Source organism: Pseudarthrobacter sp. NPDC092424, assembly GCF_044754925.1.
Classification (GTDB): domain Bacteria; phylum Actinomycetota; class Actinomycetes; order Actinomycetales; family Micrococcaceae; genus Arthrobacter.
The window spans coordinates 208261-231879 of sequence record NZ_JBIVQC010000002.1 but is presented as its reverse complement, the minus strand read 5'-3'; the positions used below and the strand labels follow the sequence as shown (position 1 = coordinate 231879).

The window sequence follows — 23619 nt, the reverse complement described above, 5'->3', positions numbered from 1 at the left end:
CCCCACCCCGAAATATACGGTAGAAGTAGACCTATGCATTATGCCCCTCAGGTTCGGCGCGCCGTGGTCATCGAGGATGACCCGGACATTCGCGGACTGCTGATTCGAATCCTGACCAAACAAGGCTTTGACGTAACCCACGCGACAGCAGGCCTATCCGGTGTAGAAGAAGTACGCCGCCGCAAACCGGAACTGGTCACATTGGACCTGAACCTTCCGGACCTCGATGGCCTGGAAGTGTGCAAGCTGCTCCGCGCGTTCTCGGACGCGTTTATCGTGATGCTGACCGCGCGGGCCGGCGAATTGGACAAGCTGACCGGTCTGGATAACGGAGCGGACGAATACCTCAGCAAGCCCTTCAGCCCGCGCGAGCTGCAGGCCCGGATCAACGCCCTGTTCCGCCGCCGCCCCGCCGTTGCCGCCCGGGACGACGCCGCGCGCGACGAGGTGCAGCACGCGATGGAGGTGCAGCAAAGCCTCCTGCCCCAGGAGGACATTTGTCTGGAGGGCTACGACGTGGCGGGCCTGTTCCGCCCGTCCCGCAGCGTGGGTGGCGACTTCTACGACTGGTACCAGACAGCCGACGGGCTGCACCTGACCTTCGCCGACGCCATGGGGAAGGGCATGGGTGCCGCACTCCTCGCCGCCACTGTTCGCGCCGTGATGCGCTCCACCGGGCACCGGCCGGACCTCGACGCTGCCTTTGGATCCGCCAGCAAAGCCATCGAGAGGGACCTCGGTTCCTCCAATTCCTTCGTTACCCTGTTCCATGCCCGACTCGACGCGGCGTCCGGGAAGATCAGCTATGTCGACGCCGGGCACGGCCTTGCGCTGCACGTGCGGGCGGGCGGGACGGCCAGGTGTCTTCCGTCCGGCGGCCCGCCGGTGGGTGCCTGGCCGGGGACGATATGGCCACAGTCCGGGTTTGAGCTCGCGCCGGGCGACTCCTTGGTCGTGGTCAGCGACGGTGTGCTGGACAGATTCGAGTCCGTGGAGCTGTTTACTGCCGCGGTTCTTGAGGCCACAGAAAACCAGCCTTCCGCGCAGGCAGCCAGCAAGGCCATCCTGGCCCTGGCCCCTGCCGAGACCACCGAGGACGACGTTACGGTGGTGGTGGTCCGGCGTGTGCCTCGGGACATTGCGTCGTGACGCGATTCTCGACGCGCCTGGTGGTGGTACTCACCGCCATTACGGGCGTCAACTATATTGCCTGGCGCTGGGCGGCCTCCCTTAACTGGGAAGCATGGTGGATTGCCCTTCCGTTGGTCATGGCCGAGACCTACAGCCTCATCGACGTGATGCTTTTCGGCATGACGGTATGGAAGCTCAAAATACGGACGGGTGCCCCCCTGCCGCCAGCCGACGCCACGGTAGATGTCTTCATCACCACCTACAACGAGGACTTGGACATGGTGATGACAACGGCCCTGGCAGCGCAAAGGATCCGGCATCCGCATAGCACCTGGATCCTGGACGACGGTGCCCGGCCGGAACTTAGAGTGCTCGCAGAAGAGCACGGCCTCGGCTACGTCACCCGTAGTGATGACTGGACTCCAGACGTCCCCCGGCACGCTAAAGCGGGCAACCTGAATAACGCCCTGATGCGAACTTACGGAGAATTTCTCCTCATTCTTGACGCGGACCAGATCCCGGAGCCGGACATTTTGGAAAAGACGCTGGGTTACTTCAACAACCGCCGAGTGGCGCTGGTTCAGACTCCTCAGTACTTCAGTAACGTCCCCGCAGACGATCCGCTCGGCAGTCAGGCCCCCTTGTTTTACGGTCCCATCCAGCAGGGCAAGGACGGTTGGAACGCTGCCTTCTTCTGCGGCTCCAACGCCATTTTGCGCCGTGAAGCGCTGATGCAGCTGGGCCTGGTGGGCTACGTGAGGGAAACCGAAAAGAGCGTCCGGCGGGCCCTGGCCGCCTCGCGCTCGGCCCTCAAGCGGGCACGTAACTCCACCGCCATGGAGTCACCGCTGGTGGCTGATGTGCTGGACGAAGTGGAGGCGGCCACCCGGGAAGCACAAAAGGAACTCGACGCCGGGAAGTCGCTCAGCGAGATCACGTACCGGGTTCGCCGCCGCGTCGACGCCGCCGTGCAGACCCTGGTCCTGGCCGACGTCGAGGCCCTGCAGTCCGACCTCGAAGAGATCGCCGCCATGGAAATCGCCCACGTGGGCGAGGCCGGGGTCCCCGTGGTGGCCGACGACGCCGTGCAGCGAATGTCCCGCCGCGACTGGTCGCCACTGGGCGCACTAGAGTCCGTGCAGGCGGTCATGGACGCGCTCTCCGTGGAGCGCAACGACGAGGCCCAGCCCGTCATGCCGCTGGCTACCATCTCGGTCACTGAAGACATGGCCACCGCCATGCGCATGCACGCCATGGGGTGGCAGAGCGTCTACCACCACGAGGTCCTCGCTTATGGCCTTGCGCCGGAGGATCTCAAGACCATGCTGACCCAGCGTTTACGCTGGGCACAGGGCACCATCCAAGTGTTGTTGAGGGAAAATCCGCTGCTGCAGAGAGGCCTCAAGATCGGCCAGAGGCTGATGTACTTCGCGACCATGTGGACCTACCTGAGCGGATATGCAGCCGTAGTATACTTCGCGGCGCCGATCATCTACCTGCTTCTAGGCATCCTTCCGGTTAGCAGCCTGAGCTGGGAGTTCTTTGTTCGGTTCATTCCTTTCATGCTGGTCAACCAGCTCCTGTTCGTCGTTGCCGGGCGTGGCGTCCCCACTTGGCGGGGGCAGCAGTACAGCCTGGCGCTGTTCCCGGTCTGGATCAAGGCGTGTTCGACGGCGGCCCGTAACGTTTGGTTCGGCCGTCCCCTGGGATTTGCGGTGACCCCCAAAACGCGCCAAAGCGGCGGACCCAGCTGGAGCCTCATCCAGCCCCAAATCGTGGTTTCCGTGCTGCTGGCTGTGGCCGCGGTGGTCGGAATCATCCGCCTGTCCGCCGGGATCGCGGAACCTCTAGGCACGCTGGTGAATGTGGTGTGGGTTATTTTTGACCTGTTGGTCATGAGCGTCCTGGTGCGCGCAGTGCTGTACAAGGGTTACGAACCGGCCGCGGAACCCAGAGAGAGGAATGTCAATGGAATTTAGCCACGAGGTCAAGGATTCGTACGCTGAAGTTACAGCCAGCGGACGGCTCAACATGGTCTCCGCGCCCAAGCTCCGCGAATACGTGGCAGACGTGATCGAGGGCGGTGCGAACCGCGTCGTGGTGAATCTGGAGCGCACCTCGTTCATGGATTCCTCAGGTCTCGGCGCCCTGATCGGCTGCCTGAAGGCGGCTCGCCAGGCCGGAGGCGATCTCCGGATCGCAGCGGTACAACCCCAGGTCCAAATGATCCTGCAACTGACCAGCCTGGATAGGGTCCTCAAGGCCTATCCCACGCCGGCGGAGGCGTTTCTCAATGACTGATGTAGTCGCCTCCAGCAGTTTCCGCGGATTGGCCGCTGCGTCCGCTGTCGAGTGCGTCCACGATGACCTGGAGGGGCTGTGGCGTGAGGCCCCCTTCGTGGGCGGCGTAGACCAGATGACCTTTTCGACTGCGGTCATCGAGTCGGTGTCGAACGTGGTGCAGCACGCGGAACCGGCGGGATCGGAACCGGTGGAGCTGGCCGTGGAAATCACGGTAAAGCCCGCCCGCCTTCAGGCCCGTATCAGCGCCCTGCATGCCGAGCCGCCGTTCGGCCTCATGGAGCCGAAAGCGCCCGCTGATGACGACGAGTCCGGCCGCGGGTTGCGACTGATCCAGGCGCTGGTTACCACCGTGACGTTCGAGCGGCAGGACAGTACCAACACTTGGGTGCTGACCCGCCATTCCCATTAGCCGACCCGGGAGGTCCTGTGCCAGTAGCAGGGCCGTTTCTGTTCGCTCATATTGTCTTGCCAACACTGCCGGTACGCTGTCCGCAGAACTCACAGGAGGGTCCTTTGAAGCCGCTACGTTTGTTCCTTTCCATTCTGGCGCTGCTCGCGTGCTGCGGGGTGTGGATAGCCACGCCCGCGCAGGCAGCCTCAGCCATGATTCAGCTAAGCCCCGGCAGCGGACCCGCCGGTACCAAGGTGACCGTCACCGGGACTGCCTTCCCCAAGAAGACCTCGGGCACCGTCAGTGCGGGCAGCACAAGCGTGGCTTTTAAGACCAGTGCCTCCGGCTACTTCACCGCCGATGTGGTTATGCCCGAAGCCGTCGATCCGGTGATAGCGGTGCGGGCAGTCTCCGGGTCTGTGAGCGCTTCGGCGTCGTTTGCTCTGACCTCCAGTTCGCCGTCCGGCACGCCGGACCCTTCGCCGCTGCAGTTCGGGGTCGGCACAGCAGGGGGTCCGCTGGCAGGGGCGGAAATCGACGAGGTCACGGCGCTTGCCGGTGAGGCACCGTCGATCATTCTCTCCTACAAGGACTTTAACCAAGCACCGCCCATCGCCGAGCTCGAGGCCGTTCGCGGCCGCGGGGCGAAGACCCTCCTGACATGGGAACCCTGGTCCTGGGGCGGCGGTGCGGAGCAGCCGAGATATTCCCTGGACCGCATCGTGGCCGGTGACTTTGACCCTTACCTGCGCGAATGGGGCCAGTCGCTGGCTGCCTGGGGGCACCCAGTTCTGCTCCGGTTCGGCCACGAAATGAACGGGAACTGGTATCCGTGGTCTGAGCAGGTCAACGGGAACGGTGCAGGTGACTACGCTGCTGCCTGGCGCCACGTCCATGACGTAGTTCAGTCCACCGGGGCCACGAACATTGCCTGGGTGTGGAACCCCAACGTCCCCTATTGGGGATCGGCACCCCTTGCCGGCCTCTACCCGGGGTCTACATACGTGGACGTGGTAGCCCTTGACGGCTATAACTGGGGAACCTCGGCATCGTGGAGTACCTGGCAGTCTCCAACCCAGCTTTTCGGCGATGGGCTGTCGCAGCTGCGAACTCTGGCGCCCGGCAAGCAGATCCTGATTGCCGAAACAGCCTCAGCAGAACAAGGCGGTTCCAAAGCCGAGTGGAACACCTCCCTCATCAGCTACCTGTCGGCGCAGACTGACGTCGCCGCCGTCATTTGGTTCCACTTCAACAAAGAAACTGACTGGCGCATCAACAGCAGCGTCTCCTCCGCGCAGGCCCTCGCCGCGGCCCTCGCAGGCCGCCCAAAGTAGCTCCTGCCGGGCGCTATGTGTCCAAGGCGGGAAAAGTCATGGACACGGTGGTGCCGCCACCAGGGGTATCGCTGATGACCAGTTGACCGCCGTGGGCCTGGGCGATGCGGCTGCAGGTGGCCAGGCCCAGCCCGGTTCCGGGTCCGTCGCCTGGCTGGTTCAGGCGGCCCAGCGGCTCAAGTGCCTTTTCCCGGTCGGCTGCCGGGATTCCCTTGCCGTTATCTGCAACGGAAAGGGTAATGCCCTGCGGACCAGCGGTGGCTGTGACCTCCACATGCAATGGACGCCAGGGGCTCTGGTAGTTGATCGAGTTGGCCAGCAGATTCTGCAGCAGAGTCCGCACTTGGCCCCTGTCTGCGACAAACACGGCGTCCTCGCAAAAGATACCGGTGACTGGGCCCAGGTCTCTCCCCAGGTCTTGTGCCGCCTCCGCAGTGACGGCCAGCAAAGAAACCGGCTGCTGTTTGAGGGTGCCGCCGGCCCGGGCATAATCCAAGACATCGTCAAGCACTTCAAGCATCCGGCGTCCGCCCCTGCCGATAAGGCGCAGGTACTCGGCCGACGGATGGTCTGACGCGCTGTCTGGATCGTCCTCGGCAAATTCCACATAGCCCAAGATGGTGGTCAGAGGGGTGCGGAGATCGTGGCTGACGCGGCTCGCAAATTCGGCGAGCATCGCGTTGCTCCGCTCCAACTCATCCAAGGCGTCATTGAGCTGAAGGGTGCGGTGCTGAAGCTCTAAAATTTCGACAACCTGGTGTCCAAGAAATGTCAGCAGGCTGAGCTGTTCCTCGTCCGGCATCTCCGCCTTCTCCGAGAAGACACACAAAGAACCCAGGACAAGCCCCGACGAGGTTTCCAGGGGTACGGACGCGTAGAACCGGACGTTGCCCAACTCCCCGATGACAAACGGGCTGGACGCAAACCGTGGGTCCACAGAAGCGTCCGCAACAATGGTCGCTTCTCCCCTGAGAAAGACCCGAGCGCACATCGAGTCATCGCGCGCACAGACGCCCGCGTCAAGACCGAAGGCGGCGATCTGCAACTGCTGATCCGCGGTAATGACGTTGACCACGGCGTACGGGACCCCGCAAACCCTGGCCGCCAGCCGGACCAAGTTGTCCAGTGATCTAAGCGCACTGCCATCAAGCGCCACCGGCACACGGCTGTCCGCGCCCACGGCCAGCCCATACTCACGCAACCCCAAATTGCGCGTCTCATTCCCTTCGGTCAGCATCTGCTTAGCCGTCCCGTCCATATTCATTTTATTTCCGTCAGTACACCCAATCATGGCGTTCTTCGGTCGATAGTATCGGGAAAAAGCGCCTCCGCCGTTTCCGCGCAGCGTGGACCGCTTTTCACCAAACCTGACGAGCGCGGATGCTATCGCCCCGCGGACAACACCCTAGATGTCAGCCACTCCCCTGGCTCTATAGAATCTCAATTACCGCCGATCGAAAAAGTGGGTTGTGAGTCCGTACCCAAGGTCCTGATTGGCGTCAGGGATGTGCCCGCACGCCGTGCAGCGTCGGCTTCCTGGTTTATGGTGGCGAGTCCATCGCGATAGCCGGTTACCCTGAAGTCCGGGAACTGCGCGGTGGACTTGGTTGAGTCAAAGATGTTGTGCTGCCCGTAGCGGGGCAGGAGCTCCGTGAGCTCGCGTACGGGTTTTGAGAAGAGGCCGGCGGCATTGACAAGGACCACGGCAATACGCTGTAGCCGGCGTTACTGCCAAAGGCTTCGCTGGCCATGAGCGCGAATTCCCGGTAGGTGGGGTGGTCCTTGGCGGCCGGAAGATGCCAGGTCTGTCCGATGCGTCGGCCGTGCTGCCCAGAAGGGCCAGTGCCCGGCTCGCGTCGAGGGTCCAGATGAGAGTCCGCCTCGAACTTCGCCCCGGCCGTCCGGGATGCGTCAATCGCGTTCCTCAGCATCCTGGGGAATTGCGCTTCCCACAGCTGCGTATCGGCCGGCAACCCGGCCGTGAAATACACGATGTCACTGCCGGCAACGGCTGCATCCGGCTGTGCAGTGTCGAGCAGGTTGGCCGGCATCAGGGTGTCGGTGTCGTTGACCCCAACCGGGTTGCGGCTCGCGAGCCAGCTTCATTGGTATACCCGCTCCTCAGTTCCCGGGCCAGTTCCACAGGGACCTGGCCGTTTGCGCCCAATACTGTCTGCAAAGTCAACCTTGGATTCCCCCAGGCAGAGATCCCACGCGTGGCTTCATGTGCGCGGGTGACATGGCTTCCTTTGTGCGATATGTTTGCGGTGCTTACATCAGCGGAGGAGGCAAAGTTAGCGGTGTCAACATCGCAAAAGAACTATCACCACGGCGACCTTCGCAGTGCCTTGCTCGCAGCCGCGATCGAAAGCCTGGAGGCCGGCGAGCCATTCTCGCTGCGCGCTGCGGCCCGGAAAGCGGGGGTTTCCCCTACCGCCCCCTACAGGCACTTCGCGGACCGGAAAGCCCTTGACAGCGCGGTTGCCATAGAGGGATTTAAGGATCTCCGAGCGGACCTGACGGCGGCGCTGGCCGGCCAGGCGGAACCGCGAGCGCCGGAGGAGGTGTTCACGGCGCTGGGAGTCGCTTATGTGGCGTTCGCGTTGCGGCGGCCGGCCGTATTCCGCCTGATGTTCGGAAACGAGTGCGACGACGCGGACAGTGAACGGGTTCAGGCCGCTGGGGACCTCCACCAGGTACTGACCCGCGCCATCGAGGGCCTCTTCCCCGACGCGAACGTGCCGGGCCTGTCGACCGCGTTGTGGAGCATGGCGCACGGGCTGGCATTCCTCCATCTCGATGGCAAGTTCCGCCCAGACCCCAATGACGAAGTCGCCGCCCGGGTGCAGTCTGTTGCAGCAGCGGTGTTCGCAGTTGGTCGCCAAACATCACACCCTTCGGGCGGTCGGACGCCCCCGGCTCGATCTGAAACCAAGGAGAATTAACATGCCCAGGCGCATCCTTCACGTTGTCACCAACGTCGGACACTACGCCGGCTCGTCTCATCCCACCGGCCTGTGGCTGTCTGAACTGGCTCATGCCTGGGAGGTCTTCGAGGCACACGGGTTCGAACAAGTCCTCATCAGCCCGAAAGGCGGCCGGTCCCCTTTGGAGCCGCGATCACTGAAATTTCCCAGCAATGACAAGGCAACCAGGTCCTGGCGTGCAGACCCGGCGCGTATGGCCCTCCTTGAGAACACGGCCAGCCCGGATGAGATCAACCCGGCGAACTTTGACGGCATCTATTTCACTGGGGGCCACGCAGTGATGTACGACTTTCCTGACAGCGAAGGCCTGCAACAGATCGCCCGTGCGATCTGGGAGCAAGGTGGAATCGTTTCCTCTGTCTGCCATGGATACTGCGCCTTGCTCAATATCAGGCTTTCCGACGGCAGTCTCCTCGTGGACGGCCGCAAGGTCACCGGCTTCGCCTGGCAGGAAGAGGTCCTTGCCGGGGTCCACAAACTCGTGCCCTACAACACCGAAGAAGAGATCAAGACCCGCGGCGCACGCTACGAAAAAGCCCTGCTCCCATTCCTTCCCTACGCCATTGCCGACGGCAGGCTTGTCACAGGACAAAACCCCGGCTCCGCCAAAAAAACCGCCCGGAAAGTCGCTGCACTCCTATAACCCCCGCCGCGTATCGCGTTCCGGACCTCAACGGAGCGGAAATGCACTCACGGCCGCCTCTCCCCTGCTCCGAAAAGGAGCCCCGCATATTTACGAAAGCGCGAAGGAGCCATCGCATGAGCCTCAAAAAAATGCCTGGTACAAGGTCGCCCGTGGCTAAATACAGTATTGAGTACGTGGCTGATCTGCTGATCAGGGATCTGCAATACCTCAAAACACGCAGCGTGGAGCGCTGTGTCACCGAGGTGGCCGGATACCAGGGGGTAGCGGAAGCGGACATCAGCTCCTCCGTCGAGCAAAACCTGCGAATGGCCATCCAAGCCGTGAAATCCGGGGTCGTCCCGGAGTCGTCGCAGCTGGCACCCGAAGCCAGGGTGGCCCAGGTCCGCTTCCACCAGGGCCTGCGGATTGAGGACGTAATGCGCGGCTACCGCCTGTCCATGGCCGTGATCCAGGACCGCTTCATCGACATCTCCCAAGAGGTTCAGCTCGGCGACCGTGAGGTCCTCGCCGCGCACCGGGTGCTCTGGGGTGTCAGCGACTCCTACACCGCCGCCCTTGTGAATTCATACCGGGAGAGCAGCGTCCAGCAGGCTGTGCGTGATCACGAACTGCGCCAGGGCTACCTGCGCGCGGTACTGGCTGGCACTCTGGCAGGCCCAGAGTTGGTATCCCGGTCCGCCGACTTCGGCATTGATCCGCGGCGCCAGTTCCGCGCCCTGCGCGCCCGCCCCCGCGCCGGGACCTCCCCGGATGAACTCCTCAGCGGGCTGGAAACACAGCTGCGGAGCGGCGACGGTGTTCTCACCCTACAGGTGGGTGACGTCGTCGGCTTCGTTACCGCCAGGCCCCCGGCCAGCCGGGAGACCGCCACAATTGCCGTCGGACCCGCCCGCCCGCTGGCAGAGCTGCCGCAGTCAGACGCCGTTGTCGACCGCGTCTTCGAGGCCGCCTGGCGGCGTCCTGAAGGTGGCTCGTTCTGCCTGGAGGACCTGACCTGGCGCACCGCGGCCGCCGACCCGTATGTCACAGCGGTGTTGCGCGAGCGCTACCTGGCGCCGTTTGCCGACGACGCCGAGTTCGGCCGGATAGTGCTGGACTCGGTCCGGCGCTACCTGGCCAACGACCGCCGGATATCCGTGGCAGCCAAGGCCTTGTCTGTGCACGAAAACACGCTGCGCTACCGGCTGCAGAAGTTTGAGCAGCTCACCGGCACCCGGCTGGATGCAACGGACACCCTTGTGGAGCTCTGCTGGGTCTTCGAAAGCTGCCGGGACGTGCCCGGAATGACCGACGGCGGCTCATTGTAGAAATCCACAAACGCCTGCAGGTTCCCTTTGATCTGACTCCATGTTCGGCACGCGCAGGCCTCCGTAGCGTGGTATGCATCACAGCCGGACGAACTGCTGACCGCCGCGCCCCGGGGCCCGGACCGATGCGGGTCACTAAGTCCGGGCCCATCGGATCTGGGAGTCAACCGGATGAGCGTCATCACCGCAGCACCACCTGTCAGCAGGACCCGCCAACTCGCGGCCGCGACAGTGGGCAACATCGTCGAATGGTTCGACTGGTACGTCTATTCCATGCTGGCGTTGTACTTCTCCAGCCAATTCTTCCCCAAGACCGGCGACCCCGTGGTTCCGCTGCTCAGCGCCATGGCGATCTTCGCCGTCGGCTTCTTCATGCGGCCTCTCGGCGGCCTGCTGGGCGGCATGGTGGCCGACCGCCTCGGGCGCAAGAAGGCACTGACCGCCACCGTCATGCTGATGGGCGTCGGAAGCCTACTGATTGCCGTCGCCCCGACGTACGACCAGGTCGGCGTGCTGTCACCGGTCCTGCTGGTGCTGGCCCGGCTCCTGCAGGGCCTGTCCACCGGCGGCGAATTCGCGGCGTCCTCGACCTTCCTGGTCGAGTCAGCGCCGGAGGGACGCCGGGGCTTCTTCTCCAGCTTCCTCTACATCGGCGCAACCCTCGGAAATTTGGCGGCGATCGCCTCCGTCGCGTTCCTCGTCGCCGTGCTGCCCGACGGTGCAATGCACGAGTGGGGCTGGCGCGTACCGTTTGCCATCGGCACGCTCGGAGCGGTGGCTGGTCTGTTCATCCGCCGCTTCGCCGAAGAAACGCTCGCCCTCAACGACCCCGCTGATCCGTCCGCACCTGCCGGCAACGCCAAGACCGCCCGGCCCTCTGCTTTCGAGTTCATGCGCACCCACCCGAAGGAATGCCTGCTGGTGTTTGCCATCAACGCGGCGCCCACACTGTACTTTTACGTGTTCTCCTCCTACCTGCCCACCTACGCACACATCACGGTCGGATTTGAGATGAAGAACGCCCTCTTCGTCGGCCTGATTTCGCTGACCTACTTCGCCATCCTGCAGCCACTGATGGGCGTCCTTTCCGACCGCATCGGCCGCAAGCCGCTGCTGCTGGCCTTCGGCGGCGGATTCACGCTGCTGACCATTCCCCTTCTCAACGCACTGCAGAACAGCTTCCTGTCCCTGCTGCTGGTGCAAATGGCCGCACTGACGCTGCTCGCCTGCTACACATCCATAACCTCGGCCGTCATGTGCGAGCTCTTCCCGGCCCGCATCAGGGCCGCCGGCATCGGCCTGCCGTACGCCCTGGGCGTGGCCCTGGTCGGCGGCACCGGGCCCTACGTGGCGACCTGGCTGGCAGACGCCAAGATGATCGACGCCTTCGGCTGGTACCTGACCATCCTCGCGGCGATCACCACTGCGGCCTTCCTGCGCCTTAAGGAAAGCTACAAGACGGGACTGCCCCAGTGAGCGCGATTGGATTCTTTGACCGCGGCTGGAACTGCAACCCGCACGGCCTCGCCTACGTGCAGGAAGACACTACCTTCACCTTCACCGAAGCCGGCGAACTGTCCTGCCGCATCGCCAACGCACTGCTGGACGCGGGCCTCTCGTCCGTGGCCAAGGTGGCCGTGCTGTCCCCGAATGACCCTCTTGCCTGGATCTGCGTGCTCGGGATCTGGCGGTCCGGGCTTACCTGGATCCCGGCCAACCCGGCGAGCCCCATGGGCGAAACCGCACAGCTTCTGGCCGGATTCGACGCCGAATTGGTGATCTTCCACGCCGGCCTCGACGACACGGCACGACAGCTTCACGACCGGCTGCCCGGCGTCCGGCAGTGGATCCGGTTTGGCGCAACCACAGAAGGCACCGCCACGGCGCCGTCGTTAGCCGCCCTCCCGTTCAGCCAGTGGATTGCGGACCAACCGGCCACCAAGCCCGACGTCAACGCCGCCCCCGAAGACGTGGTCTCCCTGGCCCCGACCGGCGGCACGACCGGCCTGCCCAAAGGCGTGATGAACACGAACCGCAGCCTGTCCGCCTTCGTGACACACCTGATGATGGCCGCCCACTACGGCTCCGAGGACACCGTGGTGAACCTCGCCGCCGCGCCCATGACGCACACTGCGGGCCTGCTAAGCCTGGCCGCGACGGCCAGGGGCGGGACAGTGGTGGTGCTTCCAAAGGCCCACCCGCACGCCGTCCTCGACGCGATCGAGCAGTACGCGGTAACGGACCTGTTCCTGCCTCCTACCGTGATCTACCGTCTTCTCGAGGTGCTCAAGGAACAGCGGAGGGACCTCTCCTCGCTGCACTACCTGATCTATGGGGCGGCCCCGATGTCCGTCGAAAAGCTGCGCCAGGCGCTGACCACCATCGGGCCGGTCATGATGGAGCTTTACGGACAAATGGAGGCCCCCGCATCGGTGACCTTCCTGCGCCCGGACGAGCACTTCGTGGGCGGCGAAATCGCTCCCGATTCCCGGCTCTCCTCCTGCGGCCGGCCCTATCCGCTGGTCCAGGTCGAGATCCGCGACGAGGACGGCCGGGCTCTTCCAGCGGGGACGCCTGGCGAGATCTGCGTCCGCGGCGACCTGGTCATGAAGGGCTACTACAAGAACCCGGAACAGACCGCGCAGGCGCTGCAGGACGGCTGGCTGCACACCGGCGACATCGGGGTCCTTGACGAGGAAGGCTACCTGCACCTGACTGACCGGCGGCGGGACCTCATTATTTCCGGTGGTTTCAATGTCTACCCCAGCGAAGTAGAACAGGTCATCTGGGGCCACCCGGCGGTGCGCGATTGCGCCGTGGTCGGCTCCCCGCACCCTGACTGGGGCGAGGCGGTGACCGCCGTCCTCGAACTGAATGAGGGCTGCACGGTCACGGAAGCCGAAGTGATCGCCCTGTGCAAGCAGGAACTGGGGAGCATCCGGGCACCCAAGGCCGTCCACCTGGTCCCCGCGCTGCCGCGCAGCGTGAACGGGAAAGTCCTGAAGAAAAACATCCGCGAATCCTTTTGGCGCAACGAAAAATCGAAGATCTAGGGAGAACATCTATGTCGAACCGACTGCACGGAAAAATCGCCCTCGTGGTGGGAGCCGGCTCCAGCGGCCCGGGGATGGGCAACGGCAAAGCCACCGCCCTCGCTTTCGCCCGCGAAGGCGCCACTGTTGTTTGCACCGATGTCAATGAGGCTGCGGCCAAGGAAACCAGCGACCTCATCATGGCTGAGGGTGGCCAAACACGGCATTTGGCCTTCGATATCGCGGATTCCGCGGGCGTAAGCAGCGCCGTGGCGTCGGTAATCGATGAATTCGGCCGCATCGACGTTCTTGATAACAACGTCGGCATCGCCAAGGTGGGCGGCGTTGTTGAACTCGAGGAGACGGAGTGGGACCGGGTGCACGCCATCAACCTCAAAGGCCCCTTCCTGACCATGAAGCATGTCATCCCGCACATGGTTGCCCAAGGTGGCGGGTCCATCATCAACATCTCGTCGCTGGCGGGCATCCGCTGGACCGGGGTGCCCTATTCCACCTACTACTCCTCCAAGGCGGCGCTGAATCACCTGACCCGAACAACAGCCGCGGAGTACGCTGCAAGGAAAGTCCGGATCAACGCCATCCTCCCGGGCTTGATGGAAACGCCGTTTGTCACCGAGTCAGTTGAACTGGCAGGCGCCTACGCTGCCGGGCAACGGGAAGAGATGCTCAGGAAGCGGCACGCCCAAGTGCCGATGGGACACATGGGCACCGCCTGGGATGTAGCCAACGCTGCGGTCTTCCTGGCCAGCGACGAGTCCTCCTACATCACCGGCATTGAACTTCGGGTCGACGGCGGCATTTCGCTGGGCTTCTAATTCAAACTATTCAAAACCGGGGTTAGCTGGGGCCCATTTGGGGGGAGGGCCACCTTGATCAAAGTTGTGCGGCGAAGAGCAACACCCGCAGGTAGCCAGCCCAGGCCCTAAAGCCTACGGTGGGACTCCCGGTGATCACCCGGATCATCACCCATCGCAACGCCTCCACGCCGAAACCAATCCCGGGGTCGAGGACCCGGGCTATCCGACGGCACGCCGAGTCATGAGGGCGGCCGGCACGCAACTGCAGACAGTCCCGGTCGACGAAGACGGCGTGAGAAGTTCGCAACTGGAGGCCATTACGGGCATCCCTGACGCCGTTCTGATTACACCCAGCCACCAGTACCCGCTGGGTGGAAGGATTGCCGTTCAGGAACGGCTGGGGCTCCTGAAGTGGGCAGACCAGCATGGGGTGCTCATTCTTGAAGATGACTACGACAGCGAATTCCGTCACAGCAGAATGCCCCTGCCGGCAGTTGCTTCCCTTCCCGCCAGCGCTGAGGTAGTGCTGCTCGGAACCTTCTCTAAGAACCTCAGCCCGTGGCTGCGGTGCGGGTACCTGGTGGTTCGACGTGAAGCAGGATGCAGGCTCAAAGCTGTACGCGAGGCTCTGGATACTCCAGTCGCCGGGCTGCTCCAGTCCGCGCTGGCGCATTACTTCCAGGCAGGGGGGCTCTCCCGCCACATCCAATTGAAAGTCTCGGCCTCAACGAGCGTGCCTTGCTGTTGGCGGCTCTTCGGAGCCGTGCTCACTCGTGGTGACCGGGATCGTGATCTCACCCGGCGGGCTTTTCCGATGCCCGCTCCGGTCCTAGACAACGCTGATGCGCAGGAGGAGGATTCGTCAGGTAAGACCGACTCTAGGGGCAAGGTTGCGGGGTATGGCGGCATGGATTCATGACAATCAAGACGTTCGTGAAGACATCCTCTCCCAAGGACTAAAGAGGGGCGCCCACCGGCTAACGGGGGGTGTGCTGCACGCAATGGCTGGCGACCCCGGACCGCTTGTGGATTTCGGCAATGAGGTCGCGGTTGAAGCCATCAGGCGCGATGCCCCAGTTCTCGTCGCCGAAGAACTCTTGGCCGTATCCCGTCGTATGGCGACGGGCGAGCTTGCGCTGACTCCTTACATCCATTCCGCTCTCGACGGGCTTCGCGGGTTGCATGATGAATCCGAGATGGTGCCGGCGCTAGAACGTGCGGTTCCGGTGTCGAAGTACGAGTTCAATTTATATGCACGTAGTGAGGATTCTCACGCGAAGCGGAAGGCGCACCAATGATCACGGCCAAGGAACTGGAGCGCCACATCGGCGTTCTGCCTTACGACAGCGAACTCTTCGGCATCTACCAGTCGCTTCTCGGATGGAAGTCCGCGCGAGCCCAAGCCCGGTTCGGACCGGCCCTCACCCGCGACCGACGCCAGGCGATCGATCGGATTGCCGGGCAGTTTATCCCCCAAGTTGATGCCCGGTTCGACGAGGGATGCGGCATTGACTTCCGTGTCGGAGCAGGTGTGTTGGTGGGCGGCGTCACCCTCGGCCACAGCACCCAGCTGATGAACGCCATCGCGGAGTTGCTGCCACCGCTCCGTGATTATGACGAAGCGCAGTGGGATGGTCTGCTGTCGCCGGATCGCGTCGACGAACTGCTGCGCGGCCCCGTGAGTGATCGGCTTCAGAGGGCGTACCGCGAGCTCTGTGACACACCCCTCCAGCTGCGGCGCCACGACGACGAGGACAGCATCCGACTCCTCAAACAGAACAGCCTCCGGACGCAACTCGACGCGGAGTCCGCCGTCGCAGGGGCGCTGCTTCATCTCGTGGCGCAGAAGCAGTTCACCGTCCTGCGCACGCTCTTCTATAACGAGACAGACCACTCGCGCGCGGTGGCAGGGCTCCTCGGACTCGCCGACGCGAACAGCGCGGCCGCCGGCTATCTCGATATCGAGAGCCTCGACCCCACCAATCGCGACCATCTCGCCTCGGTCGGTCTATCCCCGCTCAGCGTCGTGCACCTCTACCGCCAGTACTTCTTCGAGTTCGATTCGTTCTTGGGCACGCCCGTCGGGCATGTGTGGCTGAGTCCACATGCGGAAGTGGAGCTGATCGAGGTCTCCACCCGGCGCAAGTACGAGGAGCGCATCATCGAGCAGGCGATGGAGACGACGGTGAAGAGCGAATCGACAGTGACCGTCTCGGACGAGCTTTCCGATTCGGTGAAGGACAGCAATCGCTCCGACATTGCATTCGGTGCCAACGCTGACGTGAACCAGGGGTGGATCGGAGGAGAGGCCAACGCCTCGACGAGCTTCGACATGAACACGACGCAGGAGAAGGCGCGCGAGACGATGCACAAGCGCTCCCGCCTGCAGAGCGACAAGCTGTCGACCGAAATCCGCAAGAGCTTCAAGTCGACCTTCCGGACCGTCACCGAGACGACGGACGTCTCGAGCAAGCGATACCTCCTGAAGAACGGTACCGACGAACTGGTCAACTACGAGCTGCGCCGCAAGATGCGACAGGTGGGGGTACAGGTGCAGGATGTCGGCTCGTTCCTCTGCTGGCAGACATATGTCGACGATCCGGGCCGATCGCTCGGCCTCGGACAGCTCCTTCACGTCGCGAAGGAACCGGACACGGGTTCCCTGAAGAATCCAGAAGCACAACCGCTGCTGACCCCCTTCACGTCGACGACGCAGATCACGATTCCGTTCACGCAGACGAGCAGCGACGAGGGAGACAAGGACGAGGGCTACCGCTACGGGGTCGAAGTCGACACCGACTTCAATGAGGGCTCGCGTGAGCGGGTGGCTTGGGAATTCCCGCAAGAGGCTTACTGCGATCGCGCTAATTACGTCCTGTCTCAGGTCGACCTCGGTGCCAATGGCGAGTCGGTGGAGTTCGACCTCAGCCGCCTTAATATCCGCACCGAGAACGGCAAATGGCTGTTCGATATCGCTCTGGCCTACGTCAACTTCGGCGGCAAGGATGCGATGACCATCGCTGCGACCCTGCACTGGACTCCGGTCGAGGCGGCCAACACCGCCATCACGGATGCGAACAACGCAAAGGTCAAGGAATACGAAAGCGCCATCCGCGAGGCCTACGAGAAGGAGTTCGTCGAGTCGGCCAGAGAGCGGGTGACACTCGCTTCGAAGATCCGCCAGCGCACGTACGAGGACCTGCGCGAAGAGGAACGGATCGTGGTCTACCGGGCGCTCATCCAGGACCTGCTGACCAAAGACATCCCGCAGCCCGACGATCGCACTCGGCACGTCGTGGCAGAGCTCATCAACTCCATCTTCGACGTCGACAAGATGCTCTACTTCGTGTCTCCGGAGTGGTGGCGGCCCCGCCTGCACCGCAGCGGCCAGGAACTCGGCAAGCCGGCGATGCCGAAGATCGGCGACACGGCTTCGCCAGCGGTCACAGCGGTCACGACGAAAACGGGGATCTCAAAGGGAATCGTCACGCAGATACCCGCGTTCGTCGGAAGCATCGCCGCACTCTCGAAGCCCAAGCCGGATCCGCTGCTCGCTGACAGCGTGGTCGGCTGGGGAGGCGTCAAGCAGTGGCGACAGGACAACTACTACCTGACCGAAGACTCGGAGCCCGCCCGATTGGGGGCCTCACTCGGCTGGTTGATGCAACTCGATGGCGACAACCTTCGAAACGCATTCCTCAACGCACCATGGGTGAAGGCCGTTCTGCCGATCCGTCCCGGAATGGAAGAGGCTGCGCTGAACTGGCTCACCAAGGTGGAAGGGATGAACGGCATCGGGCCGACTGACATTTACCACACCAACAACCCGCAGGAGCAGGACCTCGAAGGCAACCCCCTGGACGGGCAGCCAATGTTCGACGTCCTCCGAGACATGGCACGCCGGGTGCGGATCAAGCACGAGGAGTCCGTGAAGGCAGGGAGCTACCCCGAGGTAGACAACGACGCTGGACCGGCGAATCCGGTGCTCGTGGATGCGGCAAACACCGTCACGGCGACACCGGTGGACCGCGTGTACGAGCACGGCTTCTATCCGCTCGTAGGTGGGTTCCGCAACAACGTCGGCACGGGGCAGTTTCCGGTCATCGATCAGTGGGTCGAGATCCTTCCGACCGACCAGGTCGTGCCGGTACCGGTCACCTACGACCCAATCACCGGCCGGATGAAGCCCTGATGGGTGAGCCGACCTATCGTGGAACCAGCGGGGGCATGCAGTTCGATGCGTTCTACAAGGACGAGTGGGGTGCGGTTAACACGGCAGCAAACACGTCGGTCGACGTCCGCCCGAGGTCCGGCTTCCATAAGAACCGATTCACGCTCGTCGGGACGGGCGGCGCAGCGATATCGGAAGCCGAAGGCGGATGGACCCTCCCCGCCCGCAACCGTGCGAATCCGAACACCAATGCCGGGCTCACGAACAAGTCGAATCCGGTGCCCGCCGGTGAGAGCGACGACTTCATCGTCAAGCTGGCGCCCAGCGCTGAGGTGCTGACACAGATGCGGGCACGGGCGGCGGGCGGCTCATGGGCTGGCGAAGTCTCAGTCACTCTTCTATTCGCGGTCGGCCAGGAGGTCAACCGCCACGGACTGCGCTCCTTCGTCGAGCGCGCCCAGGGCCAGCACGTCGTCATCCACGTCCGCTGCAACGAAGCGACCAAACCTTTCTACGCGCGGGTGATCGACACGGCACAGATCGAGTCGCTGCTTACGACGGCGCTCGGCGGGAAGGTCACCTGGAAGCTGCGAGTAATCGCCGGCTACAGCTTCGGGTCGGCCGGGGTCAACCAGGTGATCCTCAATTCGCTGGTCGACCTCACAACGGTGCGGCGCCTGGTCTTCTACGACTGCCTCTACTCATCGCAATACGGTTCGACGGCCGAGGCCATCAAGCTCGTCAAGAGCAAAGCCGGGCCTGATCTGCGCACCGTGGTCTACAAGACCTCGGACGGCGGAAACAGCTTCGCGGATGCCGGCAAGCTAAAGGTCGTCGCTGACAATCCAGGCCTGCTCGACCGGCGAGGACTGATCGAGAATCTCTACCACTCCCGCGACTTCCAGGCGCTCTGCGTGTTCCGTTCGCTGCAAGGGGGCGTCGATGACGGGGTGGTCACCCTGCCCGCCGATCTGCAGGCGCGCCACGACAAGATGGTGTTGGCGACGGCGTCTCTCGCGCGCGGGACGGTTATCTCAAACAAGGAGGCCTGGTCTTTCGTTCGCGGGTCGATCCCGGCGGGCGCCACGGTGTTCGAGGACTGGGCGAAGGCGAACCAGAAGGCGGTCCGTGCATACGGCGAGAAGCTCGGCGTCGCCAGCAAGAAGGGCACGTTCCGCGGCATCCTCTGGCCCAACCTGCTTCCCGGCTGGTGGCAGGGCGAGGCGGAAGACGTGCACGATCTGGTCATCCCCGAGGTCGGTTGGGAGTACCTCACGTATTGACGAGAGCGGGACCGACTGCAGATAGTTAGGCCGTCTACACACATGCCCTCAGCGAAGCAATTGTCATCGGGGGCGCTGGAGGACCATCGGGGCACCAGATGCCTGGAAATCTGCGCGGCAGAGTCCCGCAAGTCGATAGCGCCTGCGGCGACTCCGACGATGAGGTCGAAGCCTTCATCTGTAGTAAAGGCATGCCGGTGACCGTTGATCCACAGCAGCAGCACCATGAGCGTCCAGGCGGTCCGTTTGTTGCCATCAATGAGTGGATGGAACCGGGCGACCGACTCCAACAGGCTGCCGCCTTCACCGCTAGTTCCGGATAAGCTTCCGTGCCCTTGACAGCCGTCGCCGGCCTTGCCAAGGCCGAGGCCAACAAGCCGACATCACGGATATGGAGGCCGTACCGATCAACTCCCTGAAGTGCGTCCTCAATGTCCAGGTATGCTGTCACGCGTCCTCAAGGCGCTTCAGCAGATCAGCGTCATGATTTATAACAAAATCAAGGCCCTGGCTGATTTCGCGCCGGCGTGCATGGCGCTGCAGAACCAACTCCGCCCCCTGCAACAGAAGCGCGGACTTGGACGTGTGTTCCTCGGCAGCCAACTTCTCCAGCCGGCGATCGAGATCTTCAGGGACACGGAGATTCATAGCCACATCTTCATGGTGCCAAAACGGTACCCGTCTCGTTGCTGGACGCCACTTCGGGCCGATTAGCGTCAGTGGCCGGACGGATCGGACCTCTCTTAGAGGAGAAGGACGCGCCTGACATCGCGACTGGCCTTTTCTCCCGGCTGTCAGGGCTTGACAGCGTTATGCCCGCGCAGTGCGGACGTTTTACCCAGGGCCGCCGGCACCGGTCATCACCTTTGGAGGCGTGGTGCCTCCAGAGGTAGCCCACGGCGGCCCTTCCGAGCCATGATGGCACTATGACTGATCCCCAACGGAAGCTGTCCGCCGCCGAGCTCGCCGAGGCCGGGCTCACAGACTGGCGCCGGACCGGCAATGCCCTCACCGCCACCTTCCGGACCCGGAAGTTCTCTACCGGGCTGGAGCTCGTGAACCGCATCGGAGCTTCCGCCGAGGAGGCCAACCACCACCCCGACCTCACGCTCACCTACCCCGAGGTCGGCGTCACGCTCTCGAGTCACGATGTCGGCGGGATCACCAGCCGCGACATCGACCTGGCCCGCACCATCAGCGGCCACGCCGCGGACCTCGGGGTCACCGCCGCGGAGTGAGTCCGGGCCGTGGGCAGTCGCGAAGGGTCGTTGAGGCGCTCAAGCTGCTACGCCAGAGGCGCGGTCGGCGCCGGCGCCATTCTGGCCGCGGGACACGCCGACGCCATGGAAAAATCCGGTGACGCTGGAATAGGACTTGATTTGCCCTTCACTGATGATTCTTGAGCTCTTCTGAGACCCTGACGTGATGTCTCACTGCCTAGGTCCGACGCAACAACAAGTTGCCGCTGTTGGCTGGCCGGGCGATGGGCTGCCGCCGCGAAAGTATGGAGCAGGTAGAACAGCTGCGCGATTCTCGTTGGAGACCGCGGTATGGATGACCGTTGTCAGCGCGACAACGGCAGGGGTTATCCAGCTCAAACTTCCAATGCGTCAAGCTTTGTCAACACTCGCGGTACAAATGACCTGGCGGCGCACGTGCAAGCAAGCCTCGTAAGCGGAACGCCTGTACGCCACCGCCCGTGACCACAAAACTGGGTCCCGAGCGGTAGGGCATCCCGAAAGACGCGTCGCGGCCGGGACGAAAACCCGACGGCGTCCGCCCTCACCAGGATTCCTCGAAGGCAGCGGAAGGACGGTCTGGGATAGGAGGAAACCTTCGCGTGTCGGGAGCGCGCCGAGCGGCACCAGTTCGTGGCCGTATCCAGCAAGACATCATTGAGAAGTACCAGGCTGCAAGCTAGCTAAACACCCTGATCCGCTGGCTGGCGGAAGTTTGCGTACGGCAGGCCGTCTTTCCGTAGATGTCCACCGGCCGTGAAACGCCACCCGGGCCCGCGGGGTCATCCTCCGCCTACGCCCCACGCACTGAAGTTCCCGCCTCCCCGGTTGCGCTCATCGTCGTCTTTGCCGCACCGCCGACAGCGCTTGTAGACCACCCCGTCGTCGGCATGTTCGAGGTGCCATTCGTGCCGGATGTTGAGCTTGCACAGCAGGGCCTGGATCATGGCAGCCTCCGATTCAAATCGCAGCGCTCTGTACTCCTCATCATGGACCCTGCCGCCCTGCCGGGGAACTGGCCAATCCTGGCCAGGCACCAGCCACAGGCGGCCGATTGCACTTGGCCGCCGGTAGGGGCAGGCCGGATGAAGGCTCTCCGAGGGTTACGGCACCAGGCTGGAATGTCTGGCCACGATCTTCCGAACTGGTGATGAACAGTTGCCGAAGGCATGAATAACCGCGGCGCGTGGGAGCATACTCTGACATCAACCCGATCTAGTGTCGATGACCATGATCACCCCCAATCGTCGTCACCGCCGCGCGGTTATCACTGCTCTGGCCGTGTCCCTCCCCTTCGCCTTCATCACCCCCGCAGGTCCCTCCACCGCGGCGCCCACGGTCCCGACGTCCGACCAGGGCAATGGCGCACCGGCACTGCTCTCTCAGCTGAATCTGGGCGCGCATGACCTCCCCGAGACGCGGAACGTTACAACTCTGGCACCGGGCCTGACCCGGACCACGATCACCCGGGGCACCCCTAATCAGGACTTCTTCTGGACCGCCGAAGTGGCCATCCCGGCGACTACACCCGATGCCACCGCATCCGCGCTGTCCACCGAGGCCCAGGCTCAGGCTGTCGCCGACAAGCTCAGCGCCGCCGGTGTTCCCGCAAGGGTCGAGCCCGTCCAGTCACCTCAGCTGGCCGACTCCGGCGGGGACCTTGGTTACCGGGTACGTGCAGGCCAATTCGACTCCAAGGCCGACGGTTCCGCCACCGTCGATCAGATCAAGGCCGCCGGCTACAAGGCATCGGTGATCTACACCGGCTGGGACGGCGACGCCGGCTCCAGCGAAAATGACCGCGGCCCATGGAACCTGCAGGTACTCACCATTGACCCGAAGGAGTTCCGCGGCGACCTCACTTCCTCCTTCGGACCCAACCTTGAAGACCGCGAAACCACAAGCCAGCTCTCAACCTTCGCCGGCGCCCTGACAGCCGTGAACGGCGGCTTCTTCGTCATGGACCCCGCAGCAGGCGCGCCGGGCGACCCGGCCGGGGCCGCCGTACAGGATGGAAAGATCCTCAGCGAACCGGTCGGTGACCGGCCCTCCCTCGTCCTCGACAAGAACGGCACCTCCATCCAGCGCCTACACTGGCACGGCACGGTGACCGCACCCGGCACCGCAGAACTCCCCCTGGACGGAATCAACCGGGTTCCCGGACTCATCCGCAACTGCGGCGGCACCGACGACACCCCCACAAACCTGCCGCTGCACGACCTCACCTGCACGGACGCCGACGAAATCGTCACGTTCACCCCCGAATTCGGCCCCACCACGCCGTCCGGCCCAGGACTCGAGGCCGTCCTGGACGCCCACGGCACCGTCACCGCGGTCAACCACACCCGCGGCACCACGGTCCCGGCCGGCGGACAGACCCTGCAAGCCATCGGAGCAGACGCGGACAAGCTCGCCGCCCTGGCTGTCCCGGGCGCCAAACTGAAAGTCGCTACGGACCTGCTCGACGAAACCGGCAAGGACCTGAAGACCGGCGCCACCACGGACGTCATCAACGGCGGCCCGACCCTCGTCGAAAACGGCCAGTTGAACATCACCGCCAAACGCGACGGCATGGTCCGCAGCAACGACAGCAACAGCTTCTTCTACGGCTGGGTCCACAAGCGCAACCCCCGCACCATCGCCGGCGTCGACGCCCAGGGCCGCACCCTGCTGGTCACCGCAGACGGCCGCCAGACCACCAGCCTGGGCCTCAGCATCAAGGAATCAGCCGACGTCGCCCGCTCCCTGGGCATGGTCAACGCCATCAACCTCGACGGAGGCGGATCCACGGCAATGGTCCAGGATGGCCAGATCGTGAACTCCCCGTCGGACGCCACGGGCGAACGCCCGGTCGGCGACGCCCTTCTGGTACTCCCCGGCCGCAAGGGCTGACACGGCCCGCAACAACCTGACAAGTAGCCACACCCCAGGAAGCCCCTGCCCTCTGCTGGGGGTAGGGACTTCCTGGCATCCGGGC

21 protein-coding genes are annotated in these 23619 nt (G+C 63.7%); 17 read left to right on the top strand and 4 right to left on the bottom strand.

From position 1 onward, the window contains the following. The first annotated feature begins 33 nt into the window (after positions 1-33). The 5 genes from ACIQCN_RS04075 (at position 34) to ACIQCN_RS04055 (ending at position 5160) form a co-directional block, all read left to right on the top strand. Positions 34-1149, top strand: a complete 1116-nt coding sequence (locus ACIQCN_RS04075) for a PP2C family protein-serine/threonine phosphatase (RefSeq protein ID WP_400609521.1) — start codon at positions 34-36, stop codon at positions 1147-1149. After that, complete coding sequence (locus ACIQCN_RS04070) at positions 1146-3110, top strand: glycosyltransferase family 2 protein (protein WP_400609519.1); 1965 nt, start codon at positions 1146-1148, stop codon at positions 3108-3110. Before ACIQCN_RS04075 ends, ACIQCN_RS04070 begins: the two co-directional genes overlap by 4 nt. Continuing rightward, entirely contained in the window at positions 3100-3432 is a 333-nt protein-coding gene (locus ACIQCN_RS04065; protein ID WP_400609518.1) for an STAS domain-containing protein, read from the top strand. The genes ACIQCN_RS04070 and ACIQCN_RS04065 overlap by 11 nt, the downstream gene beginning before the upstream one ends. Continuing rightward, a complete protein-coding gene (locus ACIQCN_RS04060; RefSeq protein ID WP_400609516.1) occupies positions 3425-3844 on the top strand; it encodes an ATP-binding protein in 420 nt (139 codons plus the stop codon). Before ACIQCN_RS04065 ends, ACIQCN_RS04060 begins: the two co-directional genes overlap by 8 nt. A gap of 119 nt (positions 3845-3963) precedes the next feature. Continuing rightward, positions 3964-5160, top strand: coding sequence for a glycosyl hydrolase (locus ACIQCN_RS04055; protein WP_400604019.1), 1197 nt, complete (start codon positions 3964-3966; stop codon positions 5158-5160). Between the two features lie 13 nt (positions 5161-5173). Here ACIQCN_RS04055 and ACIQCN_RS04050 read toward each other — a convergent pair whose 3' ends face one another. Further along, positions 5174-6418, bottom strand: coding sequence for an ATP-binding protein (locus tag ACIQCN_RS04050; RefSeq protein WP_400609837.1), 1245 nt, complete (start codon positions 6416-6418; stop codon positions 5174-5176). 182 nt (positions 6419-6600) lie between these two features. Then, positions 6601-6864: a hypothetical protein gene (locus ACIQCN_RS04045; protein ID WP_400609514.1), complete on the bottom strand. Its 264-nt coding sequence runs from the start codon at positions 6862-6864 to the stop codon at positions 6601-6603. Between the two features lie 596 nt (positions 6865-7460). Here ACIQCN_RS04045 and ACIQCN_RS04040 point away from each other — a divergent pair. The 10 genes from ACIQCN_RS04040 to ACIQCN_RS03995 all read left to right on the top strand — a co-directional run bounded on the left by ACIQCN_RS04040 (position 7461) and on the right by ACIQCN_RS03995 (position 19404). Beyond that, on the top strand, positions 7461-8105 hold the full coding sequence (locus ACIQCN_RS04040; protein ID WP_400609512.1) for a TetR/AcrR family transcriptional regulator: 645 nt from the start codon (positions 7461-7463) through the stop codon (positions 8103-8105). A 1-nt stretch (position 8106) separates the two neighbouring features. Next, positions 8107-8790, top strand: a complete 684-nt coding sequence (locus ACIQCN_RS04035; protein WP_400609510.1) for a type 1 glutamine amidotransferase domain-containing protein — start codon at positions 8107-8109, stop codon at positions 8788-8790. A gap of 152 nt (positions 8791-8942) precedes the next feature. Then, a complete protein-coding gene (locus ACIQCN_RS04030; protein ID WP_400604028.1) occupies positions 8943-10100 on the top strand; it encodes a PucR family transcriptional regulator in 1158 nt (385 codons plus the stop codon). Positions 10101-10271: 171 nt separating this feature from the next. After that, positions 10272-11576 (top strand): MFS transporter, encoded by a 1305-nt coding sequence (locus ACIQCN_RS04025; RefSeq protein WP_400609508.1) that lies wholly within the window; start codon positions 10272-10274, stop codon positions 11574-11576. Next, on the top strand, positions 11573-13153 hold the full coding sequence (locus ACIQCN_RS04020; RefSeq protein ID WP_400609506.1) for a class I adenylate-forming enzyme family protein: 1581 nt from the start codon (positions 11573-11575) through the stop codon (positions 13151-13153). Before ACIQCN_RS04025 ends, ACIQCN_RS04020 begins: the two co-directional genes overlap by 4 nt. Before the next feature lie 11 nt (positions 13154-13164). Further along, positions 13165-13968 (top strand): SDR family NAD(P)-dependent oxidoreductase, encoded by an 804-nt coding sequence (locus ACIQCN_RS04015; protein WP_400609504.1) that lies wholly within the window; start codon positions 13165-13167, stop codon positions 13966-13968. Between the two features lie 64 nt (positions 13969-14032). Beyond that, positions 14033-14869, top strand: coding sequence for an aminotransferase class I/II-fold pyridoxal phosphate-dependent enzyme (locus ACIQCN_RS04010; RefSeq protein ID WP_400609502.1), 837 nt, complete (start codon positions 14033-14035; stop codon positions 14867-14869). Continuing rightward, a complete protein-coding gene (locus ACIQCN_RS04005; RefSeq protein ID WP_400609501.1) occupies positions 14850-15248 on the top strand; it encodes a hypothetical protein in 399 nt (132 codons plus the stop codon). The genes ACIQCN_RS04010 and ACIQCN_RS04005 overlap by 20 nt, the downstream gene beginning before the upstream one ends. After that, on the top strand, positions 15245-18142 hold the full coding sequence (locus tag ACIQCN_RS04000; protein WP_400609499.1) for a hypothetical protein: 2898 nt from the start codon (positions 15245-15247) through the stop codon (positions 18140-18142). Before ACIQCN_RS04005 ends, ACIQCN_RS04000 begins: the two co-directional genes overlap by 4 nt. Continuing rightward, a complete protein-coding gene (locus ACIQCN_RS03995; RefSeq protein WP_400609497.1) occupies positions 18142-19404 on the top strand; it encodes a hypothetical protein in 1263 nt (420 codons plus the stop codon). The genes ACIQCN_RS04000 and ACIQCN_RS03995 overlap by 1 nt, the downstream gene beginning before the upstream one ends. 447 nt (positions 19405-19851) lie before the next feature. Here ACIQCN_RS03995 and ACIQCN_RS03990 read toward each other — a convergent pair whose 3' ends face one another. Beyond that, positions 19852-20052 carry a ribbon-helix-helix protein, CopG family gene (locus ACIQCN_RS03990; protein WP_400609495.1) on the bottom strand — a complete coding sequence of 67 codons (201 nt, stop codon included), beginning with the start codon at positions 20050-20052 and terminating at the stop codon, positions 19852-19854. 278 nt (positions 20053-20330) lie between these two features. Between ACIQCN_RS03990 and ACIQCN_RS03985 the strand changes: the two genes are divergently transcribed. Then, entirely contained in the window at positions 20331-20642 is a 312-nt protein-coding gene (locus ACIQCN_RS03985; protein ID WP_400609493.1) for a 4a-hydroxytetrahydrobiopterin dehydratase, read from the top strand. A 782-nt stretch (positions 20643-21424) separates the two neighbouring features. Here ACIQCN_RS03985 and ACIQCN_RS03980 read toward each other — a convergent pair. Beyond that, positions 21425-21589 carry a hypothetical protein gene (locus tag ACIQCN_RS03980; RefSeq protein WP_400604046.1) on the bottom strand — a complete coding sequence of 55 codons (165 nt, stop codon included), beginning with the start codon at positions 21587-21589 and terminating at the stop codon, positions 21425-21427. A gap of 283 nt (positions 21590-21872) precedes the next feature. Between ACIQCN_RS03980 and ACIQCN_RS03975 the strand changes: the two genes are divergently transcribed. Then, positions 21873-23534, top strand: coding sequence for a phosphodiester glycosidase family protein (locus tag ACIQCN_RS03975; RefSeq protein ID WP_400609491.1), 1662 nt, complete (start codon positions 21873-21875; stop codon positions 23532-23534). Positions 23535-23619 lie beyond the last annotated feature (85 nt).